This is a genomic window from Ferrimonas marina, assembly GCF_900129905.1.
GTDB classification, from domain to species: domain Bacteria; phylum Pseudomonadota; class Gammaproteobacteria; order Enterobacterales; family Shewanellaceae; genus Ferrimonas; species Ferrimonas marina.
On the sequence record NZ_FQXG01000005.1, the window covers coordinates 384,026 to 398,724 of the forward strand.

General features: G+C 61.4%; 12 protein-coding genes. 6 read left to right on the plus strand and 6 right to left on the minus strand.

What is annotated here, in order from left to right:
• Positions 1 to 6: 6 nt before the first annotated feature.
• Positions 7 to 1,056, minus strand: coding sequence for an ACR3 family arsenite efflux transporter (gene arsB, locus BUC04_RS14140; protein WP_067661671.1), 1,050 nt, complete (start codon positions 1,054 to 1,056; stop codon positions 7 to 9).
• A gap of 30 nt (positions 1,057 to 1,086) precedes the next feature.
• Positions 1,087 to 1,431 (minus strand): metalloregulator ArsR/SmtB family transcription factor, encoded by a 345-nt coding sequence (locus BUC04_RS14145; protein ID WP_067661669.1) that lies wholly within the window; start codon positions 1,429 to 1,431, stop codon positions 1,087 to 1,089.
• 257 nt (positions 1,432 to 1,688) lie between these two features.
• Between BUC04_RS14145 and BUC04_RS14150 the strand changes: the two genes are divergently transcribed.
• From BUC04_RS14150 to BUC04_RS14160, 3 genes are read left to right on the plus strand one after another with little or no spacing between them, the layout of a single operon-like run.
• Positions 1,689 to 2,021: a phasin family protein gene (locus BUC04_RS14150; RefSeq protein ID WP_067661667.1), complete on the plus strand. Its 333-nt coding sequence runs from the start codon at positions 1,689 to 1,691 to the stop codon at positions 2,019 to 2,021.
• Between the two features lie 23 nt (positions 2,022 to 2,044).
• On the plus strand, positions 2,045 to 3,823 hold the full coding sequence (phaC, locus tag BUC04_RS14155) for a class I poly(R)-hydroxyalkanoic acid synthase (protein ID WP_067661665.1): 1,779 nt from the start codon (positions 2,045 to 2,047) through the stop codon (positions 3,821 to 3,823).
• Positions 3,820 to 4,212, plus strand: a complete 393-nt coding sequence (locus BUC04_RS14160) for a MaoC family dehydratase (RefSeq protein ID WP_067661663.1) — start codon at positions 3,820 to 3,822, stop codon at positions 4,210 to 4,212. The genes phaC and BUC04_RS14160 overlap by 4 nt, the downstream gene beginning before the upstream one ends.
• A 421-nt stretch (positions 4,213 to 4,633) precedes the next feature.
• Here the strand turns inward: BUC04_RS14160 and BUC04_RS14165 are convergent, their stop codons facing one another.
• On the minus strand, positions 4,634 to 7,018 hold the full coding sequence (locus BUC04_RS14165) for a YgiQ family radical SAM protein (RefSeq protein WP_067661661.1): 2,385 nt from the start codon (positions 7,016 to 7,018) through the stop codon (positions 4,634 to 4,636).
• Between the two features lie 211 nt (positions 7,019 to 7,229).
• Between BUC04_RS14165 and BUC04_RS14170 the strand changes: the two genes are divergently transcribed.
• Positions 7,230 to 8,090 carry a patatin-like phospholipase family protein gene (locus tag BUC04_RS14170; RefSeq protein WP_067661659.1) on the plus strand — a complete coding sequence of 287 codons (861 nt, stop codon included), beginning with the start codon at positions 7,230 to 7,232 and terminating at the stop codon, positions 8,088 to 8,090.
• 59 nt (positions 8,091 to 8,149) lie between these two features.
• Here the strand turns inward: BUC04_RS14170 and BUC04_RS14175 are convergent, their stop codons facing one another.
• Positions 8,150 to 10,738 (minus strand): putative bifunctional diguanylate cyclase/phosphodiesterase, encoded by a 2,589-nt coding sequence (locus BUC04_RS14175; RefSeq protein WP_067661657.1) that lies wholly within the window; start codon positions 10,736 to 10,738, stop codon positions 8,150 to 8,152.
• A 123-nt stretch (positions 10,739 to 10,861) separates the two neighbouring features.
• Between BUC04_RS14175 and BUC04_RS14180 the strand changes: the two genes are divergently transcribed.
• Positions 10,862 to 11,434: a uracil-DNA glycosylase family protein gene (locus tag BUC04_RS14180; protein WP_067661655.1), complete on the plus strand. Its 573-nt coding sequence runs from the start codon at positions 10,862 to 10,864 to the stop codon at positions 11,432 to 11,434.
• A gap of 4 nt (positions 11,435 to 11,438) precedes the next feature.
• On the opposite strand, the gene BUC04_RS14185 is transcribed toward BUC04_RS14180, so the two are convergent.
• Both BUC04_RS14185 and hemE read right to left on the minus strand, forming a co-directional pair.
• A complete protein-coding gene (locus BUC04_RS14185) occupies positions 11,439 to 12,356 on the minus strand; it encodes a pseudouridine-5'-phosphate glycosidase (RefSeq protein ID WP_067661653.1) in 918 nt (305 codons plus the stop codon).
• 275 nt (positions 12,357 to 12,631) lie between these two features.
• Positions 12,632 to 13,696 (minus strand): uroporphyrinogen decarboxylase, encoded by a 1,065-nt coding sequence (gene hemE / locus BUC04_RS14190; protein ID WP_067661844.1) that lies wholly within the window; start codon positions 13,694 to 13,696, stop codon positions 12,632 to 12,634.
• Between the two features lie 396 nt (positions 13,697 to 14,092).
• Between hemE and BUC04_RS14195 the strand changes: the two genes are divergently transcribed.
• Positions 14,093 to 14,575 (plus strand): Rsd/AlgQ family anti-sigma factor, encoded by a 483-nt coding sequence (locus BUC04_RS14195; RefSeq protein WP_067661651.1) that lies wholly within the window; start codon positions 14,093 to 14,095, stop codon positions 14,573 to 14,575.
• Positions 14,576 to 14,699 lie beyond the last annotated feature (124 nt).

The following is a 14,699-nucleotide window of genomic DNA, read 5'->3' on the forward strand; positions in this document are numbered from 1 at the left end:
CTCTCTTTAGGAATGCAGAGCGCGGGCTGAAGCCGGCGCATCATCGTGAAACCAGTGTCGGGTGCGGTTGGCCAGCGCCACCAGCGAGAGCATCACCGGCACTTCCACCAGTACGCCCACCACGGTGGCCAGCGCCGCCCCGGAATTCAGTCCAAACAGGGCGATGGCTACCGCCACCGCCAGCTCAAAGAAGTTGGAGGTGCCGATCATCGCTGCGGGAGCCGCCACGTTATGGGGCAGCTTGATAACTTTGGCCATGCCGTATGACAGGGCGAAGATCCCGTAGGTTTGCAGCAGCAGGGGGATGGCGATCAGGACAATCAAACCGGGTTGCGCCAGCAAGGTGGGCGCCTGAATGGCAAAGAGCAGCAGCACGGTGGCCAGCAGGCCGATCATGGACCAGGGCTTCAATTTGCCGATAAAGCCGGTCAGCGCCGCTTCTCCGCGGCGCAGCAGCCACATCCGGGCCAGCACACCGGCCACCAGCGGCAGCACCACGTACAGCCCGGTGGCCAGCAGCAGGGTTTGCCAGGGTACCAGCACCTCGCTAACACCCAGCAGCAGTGCGGCAATCGGGGCAAAGGCCACCACCATGATCAGGTCGTTGACTGACACCTGCACCAGAGTATAGGCGGGGTTGCCCCGGGTCAGTTGGCTCCAGACAAACACCATGGCGGTGCACGGCGCCACCCCCAGCAGGATCATGCCAGCGATGATCTCCGAGGCGCTTTGCGGGTCGACCCAGTCGGCAAACACCACCCGGAAGAACAACCAGGCGATGGCCGCCATGGTGAAGGGCTTGATCAGCCAGTTGATCACCAGCGTCAGCACCAGCCCCTTGGGCTGCTGGCCCACCTGTTTCACCGACTGAAAGTCGATCTGCACCATCATCGGGAAGATCATCACCCAGATCAGCACCGCGATGACGCCGTTGATGCCGGCGATCTCCCAACTGGCCAGGGTGGCAAAGGCCTCCGGCGCCAGGCTGCCCAGCACCACACCGGCCAAGATAGCCAGGCCAACCCAAACACTCAGATAGCGTTCAAACAATCCCATGGCGGGGCTCCTCCAAAATCAAAAATTGGCTCAGTTGCAGCACTGCTGTTGGCGTTGGGGACGATCCCCCATGTTGGCCAGACGCTCGGCACTATCGGTCAGGAAGCCCTGGTGCTCTTTGGCGATGCCCGCCAGGGCATCAAGCAGCCACTGGGGCATGGGGGCCAGGGAGTAGTAGACCCACTGACCGGCACGACGGTCTTGCAGCACACCGTCCTGGCGCAAGCGGGCCAGGTGACGGGAGACCTTGGGCTGGCTCTCATCCAGGGCACAGGTCAGCTCACAGACGCAGCACTCCTGCTCTTGGAGGATCAGCAGCAAGGTCTTGAGCCTTGTCTCATCAGCCAAAGATTTCAGTAAGTTAACCGGATTCATCGGGGATACCTCGAGCTTGTCTGGGCGGGGCGCCCTTCAAATATGCGAAAAATCATATATGCGAAAACACATATAATCAACCCTTACGACTTTGGCACTATGGGGTCGTGAACGCTATTAACCCATAATCGACAGCGGCAACCCCCTTGCAGTGCTATATTGTGCGTTGCACAATGTGCTCATCTTTTCGTCAAGCGATTGTCATCTGTCCGCCGTAAGGTTGGGGCCATCGCCGCAAGTTAGCCGAGGGTGTCGTCATGGAAAATGAACTCTTTAAACAGTGGGATGAGCAGCTGAAAACCCTGTCCGCCCCGTGGATGGCCTACAACCAGACCCTGGTGGCCAGCATGGAGAAGTGGACCGAGATCCAGCTGGAGGCCGCCAACTACTACGGCGGCTTGGCCATTGAGCAAATGCACAATGCCGGTCAGCAACCGGATCTGCCGTCACTGGTGCAGCAGCAAACCGAGCTGTTGCAGGCGGTGGGGGCGCGCTGGCAATCGGATATGCAGCAGTTCTCCGGCCTGGCCCAGGACACTCAGCAGGCACTGCAGGCGCTGGTGTTTGAACACAGCCCACTGAAGCGCTAACACACGAGGCGAAAGGAAGCACCATGAGTAGCGGATCGTACAAACAATTGCTGGACAGCTTGATGCACTGCAACGAGCAGCTGCTGGAGCTGGCCAAGAACCAGGGCCAACACACCAGCCAGGCGATGATGCAAAAGAGCCTGGAGGATGTGAGCAAGGCGATGAACGAGGGCATGAAGCACCCGGAGAACCTGATCGAGCATCAGGTCAACTGGTGGCAGTCCCAGCTTCAGCTGTTCCAGAACGCCATGCTCAAGCAGGCGGGCCAGGAGATTGACCCGGTGATCCAGCCGCCCAAGGGCGATCGCCGCTTCCGCGATCCCCAGTGGGAAGACAACCCCTGGTACGACTACATCAAGCAGGCCTACCTGCTGACCGCCAAGAACCTGTTGGAGACGGTGGACCAGTTCGAAGACCTGGATGAAGAATCCAAGGAGCGGCTGCGCTTCTTCACCCGTCAGGCGGTCAATGCCCTGGCCCCCAGCAACTTCATCGGCTCCAACCCGGAGCTGCTGCAGCTGACCATGGAGAGCGGTGGCGACAACCTGGTGCGTGGCCTCAAGCAGATGGCCAAGGACATGATGCGCAGCGCCGGCACCCTCAACGTCAGCATGACCGACGAGTCGGTGTTCACCCTGGGTGAAGACCTGGCCAGCACCCCGGGCAAGGTGGTGCATCAATCCCGCCTGTATGAGCTGCTGCAGTACAGCCCCAGCACCGAGACCGTAGCCAAGCGCCCCATCCTGATCGTGCCGCCCTTCGTCAACAAGTACTACATCCTGGATCTGCGCCCAGAGAACTCGCTGGTGAAGTACCTGGTCGACCAGGGCCACACCGTGCTGATGATCTCCTGGGTCAACCCCGACCTCAGCCACGCCGACGTCGACTTCGAGGATTTCGTGGTGGATGGCGTGATTGACGCCTTGCTGGCGGTGGAGAAGGTCACCGGCGAGGCCGAGGTCAATGCCGTGGGCTACTGCATCGGCGGCACCGCGCTGACCACCGCGCTGGCCTACATGGCGGCCAAACGTATGAAATCCCGCGTGAAATCCGCCACCTTGTTCACCACCATTCTGGACTTCGCCCAACCGGGCGAGCTGGGCGTCTTCATCAACGATGCGGTAGTGACGGCGATGGAGCAGCAAAACGCCGAGCAGGGTGTGATGGATGGCCGCCAGCTGGCGGTGACCTTCTCGCTGCTGCGGGAGAACAACCTCTACTGGAACTACTACGTCGATGGCTACCTTAAGGGCAAGAGCCCGGTGGCCTTCGATCTGCTCCACTGGAACTGCGACAACACCAACGTGGCGGGCAAGACCCATTCCACCATGCTGCGGCGCTTCTATTTGAATAATGAACTGATCCAACCCGGAGCCTTCACCGTTCGAGGCACCAAGATCGACCTGGGCAAGATCACCACCCCCACCTACTTCGTCTCCACCGTGGATGACCACATCGCCCTGTGGAAGGGAAACTACGAGGGAATGCGTCAGCTGGGGGGCAAGAAGACCTTTGTACTGGGCGAATCTGGCCACATCGCCGGGATCATCAATCCCCCCGGCGGCAAGTACGGCCACTACATCGCCTCCGGCGCCGACGAGCTCAATGCCGACGAGTGGCTGGCCCAGGCCAAGCACAACGAGGGCTCCTGGTGGCCAGCATGGAACCAGTGGCTGGGCAGCCTCACCAAAGCCAAGCCGGTGCCCGCCCGAGAGCTGAACGAGGCACTGCCGGATGCCCCGGGCGAGTACGTCCAGGTGCGTCTCAACAGCACCACAGCGAAGGATGAGGAGGCGATATGAGCCTGGTAGAGGGACAGAGTGCGGAAGTGACCAAGGTGTTTGGCCCGGCGGAGGTTGCCGCCTTTGCCGAGCTGTCCGAGGATCGCAACCCCATCCACCTGGACGAGAGCTTCGCTGCTGCCACGCCCTTTGGCCAGCCCATCGTGCACGGCATCCTGCTGTCCAGTCTGCTGTCCGGCCTGCTGGGCCAGAAGCTGCCCGGAGAGGGCACCATCTATCTGGGTCAAACCCTCAAGTTTGTCCGTCCGGTGCTGGTAGGGGATGAGGTGACCGCCCGGGTCACCATCTCCCAGATCCGCGACGACAAGCCCATCGTCACCCTGCTGACTGAAGTGCTCAACAGCAAGGGCGAGGCCTGTGTGCAGGGCGAGGCGGTGGTGAAGGTGTAAGGTTTTACGCTAGCGCAAAGCATTGGCCGGGATTTTTATCCGGCCTTTTTTTTGGATTTTCCCCTTTTGTCGGTATGAATTACCTCTCGCGATAACTTCCATACCCTTCTTATCGGCTTTGTCGCGTTGGCGACGACAACCAGAAGGGCTCCGCCCCTCTGGACTCCCCTATGCCTCCGGTCAGTGCTGATTCCTCTCTCTACCGCTTGTTGCCGACGGCTCTGACCAGAGTCGACCTCCCTGTCTCCGCTGGTCACTCGGGCCATCCTGGCCCTCGACCTTGCAACAACCGCTCTCGTTCGGGCACCTCCAAGTCGGCCAAAATACAGGTGGGCACATTGAGATCCAGCAACTCTCCGTCTCGCCTGCGCAAGACGAAGACGAATAAACAAAAACGCCGGGCTTGGGCCCGGCGTTGTTGTTAGTTGGCTCGTTGGCGCTGTGGCTTGCCACTACCCTTTCGGCTGGCTGAAGGCTTGCCGTTGCCAGAAGGCTTACGGCTACCGCTGGGTTTGCCGTTGGCGGCCGGCTTGCCTGGTGTCCCCTGCCCTTTACCACCGGCATTACCGCTGGGCTTGCCGCTCGGTTTGCCACCATTGCGGCGTTGCGTGCCTTGGGGACCCTCTGCATCGCGATGGTCGCCACCCCGATTGGCGCCATGGCGCTTGCCCTTGGGCTTATCGAACTGGCCCAGGCCGGTGTGCTTGGTCAGCGCGGTCTTGGCCGGACCGCGCCGTGCCCCCCGCTGGCCCTCTTTGCCCGCTGGCGGCACCAGGCAGTTGGCACTGGTGCCGATCAGCCGGCTCAGGCCCATCTTGGTCAGCGCTTCGCGGATCAGCGGCCAGTTCTCCGGATCGTGGTAGCGCAGCAGTGCTTTGTGCAGGCGACGCTGGCGTCCGCCTTTGGCCACCGGCACGTCTTCCGACTTGTGGCTGACCTTGTGCAGCGAATTCTTCTGGGTGTGCCACACCGCCGTGGCGTTGGCCAGCGGTGAGGGGTAGAAGTTCTGTACCTGGTCCAGCTTGAAGTTGTTCTGCTTCAGCCACTGGGCCAGGTGCACCATGTCTTCATCGGTGGTGCCCGGGTGGGCGGAGATGAAATAGGGGATCAGGTACTGCTCCTTGCCCGCCTCCTTGGAGTACTTGTCGAACAGCTGCTTAAAGCGGTGATAGCTGCCCATCCCCGGCTTCATCATGATCGACAGCGGCCCCTCCTCGATGTGCTCCGGGGCGATCTTCAGGTAGCCGCCCACATGGTGCTGGGCCAGTTCACGGACGTAGCGTGGGTCCTCCACCGCCAGGTCATAGCGAACCCCGGAGGCGATCAGGATCTTCTTGATCCCCGGGATCTTACGCGCCGCCTGGTAGAGCTCGATGGTGGGGGTGTGGTCGGTATCCATGTGGCCGCAGATATCCGGGTAAATGCAGGACAAACGGCGACAGGTGGCCTCCGCCTTGGGGCTCTTGCAGCGCAGGTGGTACATGTTGGCGGTGGGACCGCCCAGATCGGAGATCACCCCGGTGAAGCCTGGTACCTTCTCCTTGATCTGCTCAATCTCGTTGAGGATGGAGTCCTGGCTACGGCTTTGGATGATGCGGCCTTCGTGCTCGGTGATGGAGCAGAAGGAGCAGCCACCAAAGCAGCCGCGCATGATGTTAACCGAGGTCTTGATCATGTCGTAAGCCGGGATCTTCTTACCCTGGTACTTGGGATGCGGTATCCGGGCGTAGGGCAGGCCAAACACGCCGTCCATCTCATCGGTCTCCAGCGGGATCGCCGGCGGGTTGAGCCAAACATGGCGGTCACCGTGGCGCTGCATCAGCGCCCGGGCGCAACCCGGATTGGTTTCCATATGGAAGATCCGTGAGGTGTGGGCGTAGAGCACCTTGTCGGCCCGCACCTGGTCGTAGGCTGGCAGCAGGATGTACTGCTTCTCCCAGGGCTTGGGCTTACGCCCCGCATTGGCAGGCTTCACCTCGATCGCCTGGGCGGTCTGGTTGGCCGGCGCATCGTCAAACTTGCTGCCCAGCTCGCAGCCCATGTCATCCGCGCCGTAGGGGTTGGGGATGGGATCGATCTTGCCCGGGGTATCCAGGGTGGTGGAATCCAGCCCGGACCATTCCGGCAGCGCATCCTTGGTGAGGAAGGCAGTGCCGCGCACGTCACGGATGGCCTTCACGTCCTCGCCGTTGGCCAGTCGGTGGGCCACCTCGATCAACGGTCGCTCGGCGTTGCCGTACACCAGCAGATCGGCCTTGGCGTCAAACAGCACGCTGCGGCGCACCTTATCGGACCAATAATCGTAGTGGGCGATGCGGCGCAGGCTGGCCTCGATGCCACCGATGATCACCGGCACCTCTTTGTAGGCCTCTTTGCAGCGCTGGGTGTAGGCCAGGGTGGCTCGATCCGGGCGCTTACCGTGGACGTTATCCGGGGTGTAGGCGTCGTCGTGGCGCAGACGACGGTCGGCGGTGTAATGGTTAATCATCGAGTCCATGTTGCCGGCAGTAACGCCAAAGAACAGGTTCGGTCGCCCCAGCGCCATAAAGGCGTCCTTGGAGTGCCAGTCGGGCTGGTCGATGATCCCCACCCTAAAGCCCTGGGATTCCAGCATGCGGCCAATCACCGCCATGCCGAAGCTGGGGTGGTCGACGTAGGCGTCCCCGGTCACCAGGATGATGTCACAACTGTCCCAGCCCAGCTTGCTCATCTCCTTGCGGGAGGTAGGCAAGAACGGCGCCGGACCGAAGCACTCGGCCCAGAATTTGGGATAGTCGAACAGTTTGGTTTCAGGGGTCTGGATCATCAGGGTACCTCAATGCGCCCGGCACGCTCCGGGGCCGCGGATTGTATCAGCTTAGCGAGGTAGACGCGATGATGGTTTTTTAACCACATGGGTTGTACGGGAAAGTCAGAACGACATGACCCCGCCGATAACTGCCCTCTGGGCCTCCAACCCCTTCTCCCTTGGAGAAAAGCTGCGATAATGCCAGCGACTGAATGACAAGGATGACAGTATGAGCAGCATTGGCCCCAGTGCCCTGATCGTCGAAGGCGGCGCTATGCGGGGTGTGTTCTCCTGCGGCGTGCTCGATCACTTCCTGGCCGAGGGGTTCTCCCCCTTTGACAGCTTCTGGGGCGTCTCCGCCGGCGCCTCCAACCTGGCGGCCTACCTGGCCAAGATGCCGGGACGCAATCTCAAGGTGTACGCCGATTACAGCTGCCGCAAGGAGTTCGTGACTCCGGGCCAGTTTGTCCGCGGCCGCGACCTGCTGGACCTGGACTGGATGTGGGCCATCACCCTGAAGGAGCTGGACATCGATCGGACGACTCTGGCTGCCGACCAACGCCCCTTCTTCATGGGGGTGACCCGCCAGGACAACGGCCAGGCGGAGTATCTGCAACCCAAGGATTACTGCCTGCCAGAGCTGATGAAGGCCAGCAGTGCCCTGCCTATCCTCTATCGCAACGGCGTGACGCTGAATGACACCACCTACGTGGACGGCGGTGTAGCGGATGCCATCCCGGTGGCGGAGGCGATCCGCCGTGGCGCCCGTCGGATCATGGTGCTGCGCAGCCGTCCTGCCAGCTACCGTAAATCCGCCAGCAAGGCGCCCCGGCTGCTGAAACATATGCTGCGCCACACCCCTGGATTGGTGGAGGTGATGCTCAATCGTGCCGAGCGCTACAACGCCACCCTGGAGCTGATCCGTCAGCCGCCCAAGGGGGTGGAGATCCTCGAGATCTGCCCGCCGGAGCAGTTCAAGCTCAAACGGCTGACTCGCGACCCAGCGCCGGTCTACGCCGCCCACCAGATGGGATTGGGGCTGGGCCAGAGCGTTATCGAACAGTGGCAAGCCATGGAATCGAAGCGCTAACCAGCGCCCCAACAAAAAACGCGCCGAGGTCGGCGCGTTTTTTTAATGTCTGATTCGGCTCAGCTGAACTCTTCCACCATCTCTTCGATGGGGTCGACCACCGGCTGGTAGGTCTCCAGATCCTTGGGCCGGCCGATGCCATAGCCCTGGGCATAGGTCACCCCAATCGCCTTCAGCCGCTGCAGGGTTTCCTGGTCCTCCACGAACTCCGCCACGGTTTCAATCCCCATCACCCGACACACATCGTGGATCGACTTAACGATGGCGTAGTCCTTGGCGTTGGTGGCCAGGTTACGGACGAAACAGCCATCGATCTTGACGTAATCCACCGGCAGCTGACGCAGGTAGCCGTAGGAGGCAAAGCCGGAGCCGAAGTCATCCAGGGCAAAGGCGTAGCCACGGCGGCGCAGCGAATGGAGGATCTCCAGCGCGTGGTTCTCGTTGCCGATGGCCGCGGTTTCAGTGACCTCGAAACAGACGGTGTAGGTCGGGATCCGGTAGGTGCTGGCCATCTGATCGATGTAGTTGACCAAACCGTCACTGGAGAGCGTGGTACCGGACAGGTTGATGGCGATCACCTGGGTATCCCACAGCTGGGGGTTGCGCCCCAGCCACTCGAACGCCTTGCGGATCACCGCCCGGTCCACCTGGGGCATCAGGTTGAAGCGCTCGGCCGCGGCAATGAACTGGCCCGGAGCCAGGATGCGACCACCCTCCTCCTTGATCCGCAGCAGGATCTCCACCTTGCGCTTGTTGCTGTGGTTACCGTGCACCGGCTCAATCGGCTGGTAGTAGAGCACCAGGTCATCGTTGACGATGGCGTCGTTGATCCGCATCGCCCACAGCGGCGCGTTGCGCTGGTGGGCCAGGTCCTGATCGAGAGAATCAAAGAAGTGGATCTGGCTCTCGCCACCGTTGCTCTTGGTGGCGGAGCAGGCGATCTCGGCGTCCTTGAACGCCTCCCGCGGGGTCTGTTCATCCTGGCGGTAGAAGGCCACACCGATGCTGACCCCCACCTTGTAGCTGCCGGAGTCCCAGTACAGGGTAATGCCATGAACCCGCTCACTCAGCGCCTTAAGCAGGCGTGCCGCCTCCAATGCGGAGGTGTCCGGCAGGATCAGACCAAACTCGTCACCGCCGATCCGTGCCAGGGTATCGCTCTGGCGGATGCTCTGGCTCATCTCCTGGGCCACGTCCCGCAGCATGCGGTCGCCGGCCTCATGGCCACAGCTGTCGTTAATCAGCTTGAAGCGGTTGAGGTCCATGTAGCACACCGCGTGCTGGCCTTCGCGCTTGGCCAGCCCCTCCAGGGTGCGCTCAAACACGTGACGATTGAACAGGCCAGTGGTCTGGTCCCGCTCGGATTTCTTCTGCAGCTCCTGCTTCATCTGCTCGGAGTGGGTCATGTCCCGCAGCACCATCACCGCGCCGAGGGTACGACCTTCGCCATCCAGGGTGCGCGCTGCGCTGTACTCCAGGGTCTGCCAGCGGCGCCCCCGGGGGATCTGAACCTTGCCCTCCTGGCTGACCCGACCGGAGCCCAGCAGTTCGAGCAGGGCGCCGTGCAGCTCCTGACCGGCCATGCCGCTGACCAGGTTGGCCAGGGTGCATTGGCGCACCGGGCCATGATCCACCGCCAGCAGTCGCTCTGCCACTGGGTTAACCAGCTCGATCCGGCCCTGGTGATCCACCACCACGATGGCGTCACTGACCGCCCGCAGCAGGGCGTTCTTCTGTTGGCGGTGATGGTGGCGCTCGCGGAACAGGTCGTTACACAGGCTGGCCAGCTCCCCCAGCTCTCCCTCCACCGGCATCTTCAGCGGCTGGGATTGCTTGTGGTTGGGCAGTTGACCCTCGATCTGGCCCAGCATCCGTCGCAGCGGGGACAGGGTGGCACGACCCACCAGGAAGAACAGTGCAGCCAGGGTCAGCAGGATGGCCGCCAGCTGCAGCAGTTGCAGGTAAAACAGATCGCTGTTGAGCTCATCGAAGCCGTCAGTGCGAAACTCCGGCTGCAGCTTCAGCGGCGCGCCAAACAGGGTGCTCAGGTGCAAGGGTGACAGGCTGCCGGACTGGTCTGGCTCAATGACGATATTACGAATTCGTGGGTTGCTGTTGGCCATGGTGCGCAGCAGCTCGTCGTTGACCGGTTGCACCAGCAACAGGCCACGCCACTGGCGGTGCTTCATCGGTAGGGAGACGATGGCCAGCAGGGTGGATTCCAGGCTGCCGTAGCCGGCTCGCTCGGCCTGGTAACTGCTGTTTTTTAGCGCCGGTTCGAGCTGCTCCATCCAGGCTTCGGTGGTGCCATCGGCAGGCCGGCTGTTGGGCAGAAGGGGGCGCAATTCGCCATGGTGGTTGACGCCAAAGATCCGGTGGCGAGCCAGGTAGCTTTTGACCAGCAGGTGGTCGAGCAGTTCGGTGCGGCCCATCTCCAGGGCACCGCGCACCGCCAGGGCCTCATCACGACGTTGTTGCAGCAGCTGTTCGAAGCTACCGTGCAGCTGTGCCCGCTCCATCGCCAACTCATGCTGACTGAAGCGATCGACCCCGTGCTGGACCCCAAAATGGATCGCCAGCGACGCCAGCAACAGCACTGGCAAAGCCAGGCCGAAAACCAGTAGCATCAAACGACGGGAGAGCTTCATAGCAGGCAAAAATCGTGAACCCTATTCTTTGGGCCTATTGGCTACTCAAGGTACTCAATAAGCGTCCTATTGCAAACAAAACTTTAGTTACTTTCAATCAATTAAACCTGGGTCTCACTCTCAATGAAACAACCCCTATGCGGTGATCTGATCACCCCCTCTGGTTGTCGGCTGTGCCAGGACAAACTTGAGCCCAACCCGGTAGTGCAGATGGGTCGCAATGCCCGTTTGTTGATCATCGGTCAGGCGCCGGGGCTGAAGGTGCATCAAACCGGGATCCCCTGGAACGATCCCAGCGGCCGTCGCCTGCGTCAGTGGTTGGGGATGAGCCCGGAGGTGTTCTACGATGCCGACAAGGTGGCGATCCTGCCGATGGGGTTTTGTTACCCCGGCCGGGGCAAGAGCGGCGATAACCCGCCGGATCCGCGCTGCGCCCCCAAGTGGCACGCCACCCTGCTTGGCCAGCTGCCCAAGATTGAACTGACCCTGCTGATTGGCCAGTACGCTCAGCGCCATTACCTCGGCAAGGGCCGCAGCCTGACCGAGACTGTGCAGGACTGGCGGGCCTGCGGGCCACACCGGCTGCCGCTGCCCCACCCGTCACCGCGCAACCAGTTGTGGTTTAAGCGCCACCCCTGGTTCGAACAGGAGCTGGTGCCGGAGCTACAGCGCCGTATTGGTCAGCTCGGGCTGTAAAGCGCTAGCTGTCTGAGGTGCTCATCGCCACGGCAATCTGCGCTGCCAGGGTGGCGTTGTTGAGCACCAGGGCCACGTTGGCCTGCTGACTGGCCCCGCGGGTCAATTCGCGGATCTTGGCCAGCAGGAAGGGGGTGATCGCCTTGCCGCGGATGCCCTGGCTTTGCGCCTGGGCCAGGGCCGTTTCGATCGCCTCGTCCATCTGCGCCCGCGGCAGCGCGTGAGCCTCAGGGATCGGGTTAGCGATCACCACACCGCCGTGCAATCCGGACTGCCACTTCCAGCGCAGCGCCTCACCGATGGCGCTGACCGAATCGAGCCGGTAATCCACCCCTTCGTCGCTGTCACGACAATAGAACGCCGGCAGGGTATCGGTCTGGTAGCCCACCACCGGCACCCCCAGGGTTTCCAGCACCTCGCGGGTCAACGCCAGATCCAGGATCGACTTGGCCCCGGCGCAGACCACCGCCACATCGGTCTGGGCCAGCTCCTGCAGATCCGCCGAGACATCGAAGCTGTGCTGCGCCTGGCGGTGTACCCCACCAATGCCGCCGGTGGCAAACAGCCGGATCCCCGCCTTGGCCGCCAACCACATAGTGGCGGCCACCGTGGTAGCGCCCATCCGGCCAGATTGCACCACGAAGGGCAGATCCCGGCGGGACACCTTGGCCACCGGCGTAGGACTGTCGGCCAGGCACTGCAGCTGGGCATCGGTCAGACCTATGGTCGGCTGGCCATCGAGGATAGCGATGGTGGCAGGCACGGCACCTTCATCGCGCACCCGCTGCTCCAGCTGACGGGCAGTATCCAGGTTATCCGGGTGGGGCATACCATGGGCGATCAGGGTGGACTCCAGTGCCACCACCGGCTGGCCGTGGCTCAGGGCCGACGCCACCTCAGGATGAAGCTTCAACGCACGCATACTCTCTCCCTGGCAGATCCACGGGCCATAGGGCCTGTTGATCTTTCGTGGTGAACTTTTGTTCGAGTCAAAGCGATTTTAATCTAGGAGAAGGCGATGAAGCCTAGTGGGCTAAGCAAAGAGCCTTCGACAACGAGAAAAATGGCTTTGGCCGAACCCTTCGGGCAGCGCTTGCTGCAAAAAACATCCCGAAGGGTCAACAGGCCCTAAGCATGTGCCAATAAAAAAGCCACCGCAAAACGGTGGCTTTTTTATTTCAGTCGCGGCCTGAGCCGTTACTTGTGGTACGGCTTGGACAGCTCATGTACCGCCTTGATGAAGGCACCGGCGTGTTCCGGATCGGCATGCTGGTGGATGCCGTGGCCCAGGTTGAAGACGTGGCCTTCACCGTGGCCGAACTCACCCAGGATGCGGCTAACCTCTTCCTCGATGCGCGGCACCGGGGCGTACAGCATGGACGGATCCATGTTGCCCTGCAGGGCCACCTTGTCGCCGACACGGGCGCGGGCGTCTTTCACGTCCACGGTCCAGTCCAGACCGACAGCGTCACAGCCGGTGGCCGCGATGTCTTCCAGCCACTGACCGCCACCTTTGGTGAACAGCACCACCGGCACCTTACGGCCGTCGTGGTCGCGGATCAGGCCATCCACGATCTTGTGCATGTAGCGCAGGGAGAACTCACGGTAAGCCGGGCCGGACAGCGCGCCGCCCCAGGTATCGAAGATCTGTACCGCCTGAGCACCCGCCTTGATCTGGGCGTTCAGGTAAACGATGACGGACTCGGCCAGCTTGTCCAGCAGCATATGCATCATGGCCGGCTCAGCGAAGGCCATCTTCTTGACCTTGGCGAAGTCCTTGGTGCTGCCACCTTCCACCATGTAGGTGGCCAGGGTCCACGGGCTGCCGGAGAAGCCGATCAGCGGCACTTCGCCTTTCAGCTCACGACGGATGGTACGGACCGCGTCCATCACGTAGCGCAGCTCGCCTTCCGGATCCGGGATCGGCAGATTCTCGATGGTGGCCTTGTTGTCAGCCAGGGTCTGGAAGCGCGGACCTTCACCGGTCTCGAAGTAGAGACCCAGGCCCATGGCATCCGGGATGGTGAGGATATCGGAGAACAGGATGGCCGCATCCAGCGGGAAGCGACGCAGCGGCTGCAGGGTTACTTCGCAGGCCAGCTCCGGGTTCTTACACAGGCTCATAAAGTCGCCGGCTTCGGCGCGGGTAGCGCGGTACTCAGGCAGGTAGCGACCCGCTTGACGCATCATCCAAACCGGGGTCACGTCTACCGGCTGACGCAGTAGAGCTCGCAGATAACGATCGTTCTTCAATTCTGACATCTTGTTCATCCCTAACGCACAACAAGGTAAAATGTGGCGCCATTGTAGCACCGCGGTAGCGGATTGATACGAGCCAAGCGTGAGTTGTGCCACAGATTAACTAACCCACTTCAGGATGTAACGAAGATCGCACCAGTTTGCACTCATTATGCGGCTTTGGTATAACAAGGGTGCGCTAGCAAAATGAAGCAAGAAGTCCACCGCAGTGGGCCCGCTTATACACCTATTGAACCCTGCTCTCTGAGCGGGGTTTTCTTTTTCTGGTTCAGCCCATTAACCCCTCCTCCCCCGCCTCAGCGATGCTATGCTGAGTGAGAAAAACAATTGATCGACTCCAACTCACACATTTAAACTGAAACCACGGACAAGCAGGTTAGCTTGCAAGAGGACGGTGCGATGCTGACAAAACTAGAAAGAGCGGTCGACGCTTGGGGCGGCAACAACAAACTGATTGATCAATGGCTCGAGAGCCGACGACAGCTGTTGATCACCTATTGCCAGCTCGCGGGCCTACCGCCCTACGGCGAAGCCAAAGAGGCCTTGCCGGAAGAGGGCCACATCAAGCAGTTCTGTAACCAGCTGGTGGATTACGTTTCCGAAGGCCACTTCGAGGTGTATGACCAGGTGGCTTCCGCTTGCGAGCGCAACGGCGAAAAGAGCAAGACCCTGGCCAACTCGCTGCTGCCGAAGATCAACGCCAGCACCGATTCCGCTCTGGACTTCAACGACAAGTTCACCAATGGCGTCGACGAGGACGTGCTGCTGGAGCTGGACGCCGAGCTGTCCAAGCTGGGTCAGGCAATGGAGGAGCGGTTCGAACTCGAAGACAAGCTGCTCGAGACCCTGCTGTCTCATACCAGTGAGGCCACCGCCGGCTGACACCAGACACCGATGCTGCGCCCCGCCACTGCGGGGCGTTTTTGATCGTGTTCGGCTAAGTGCTAAGTGCTGGGTGCTGGGTGCTAGGTGCTAGGTGCTAGGTGCTAGGTGCTAGGTGCTAGGT

Excerpts from the sequence above, each read along its gene's own strand:
- BUC04_RS14150 (WP_067661667.1), top strand. The coding sequence starts at position 1,689 with ATGGAAAATGAACTCTTTAAACAGTGGGATGAGCAGCTGAAAACCCTG.
- BUC04_RS14165 (WP_067661661.1), bottom strand. The coding sequence starts at position 7,018 with ATGATCCAGACCCCTGAAACCAAACTGTTCGACTATCCCAAATTCTGG.
- BUC04_RS14195 (WP_067661651.1), top strand. The coding sequence starts at position 14,093 with ATGCTGACAAAACTAGAAAGAGCGGTCGACGCTTGGGGCGGCAACAAC.
- hemE (WP_067661844.1), bottom strand. The coding sequence starts at position 13,696 with ATGTCAGAATTGAAGAACGATCGTTATCTGCGAGCTCTACTGCGTCAG.
- BUC04_RS14160 (WP_067661663.1), top strand. The coding sequence starts at position 3,820 with ATGAGCCTGGTAGAGGGACAGAGTGCGGAAGTGACCAAGGTGTTTGGC.
- BUC04_RS14185 (WP_067661653.1), bottom strand. The coding sequence starts at position 12,356 with ATGCGTGCGTTGAAGCTTCATCCTGAGGTGGCGTCGGCCCTGAGCCAC.
- phaC (WP_067661665.1), top strand. The coding sequence starts at position 2,045 with ATGAGTAGCGGATCGTACAAACAATTGCTGGACAGCTTGATGCACTGC.
- BUC04_RS14145 (WP_067661669.1), bottom strand. The coding sequence starts at position 1,431 with ATGAATCCGGTTAACTTACTGAAATCTTTGGCTGATGAGACAAGGCTC.
- BUC04_RS14180 (WP_067661655.1), top strand. The coding sequence starts at position 10,862 with ATGAAACAACCCCTATGCGGTGATCTGATCACCCCCTCTGGTTGTCGG.
- BUC04_RS14170 (WP_067661659.1), top strand. The coding sequence starts at position 7,230 with ATGAGCAGCATTGGCCCCAGTGCCCTGATCGTCGAAGGCGGCGCTATG.
- BUC04_RS14175 (WP_067661657.1), bottom strand. The coding sequence starts at position 10,738 with ATGAAGCTCTCCCGTCGTTTGATGCTACTGGTTTTCGGCCTGGCTTTG.
- arsB (WP_067661671.1), bottom strand. The coding sequence starts at position 1,056 with ATGGGATTGTTTGAACGCTATCTGAGTGTTTGGGTTGGCCTGGCTATC.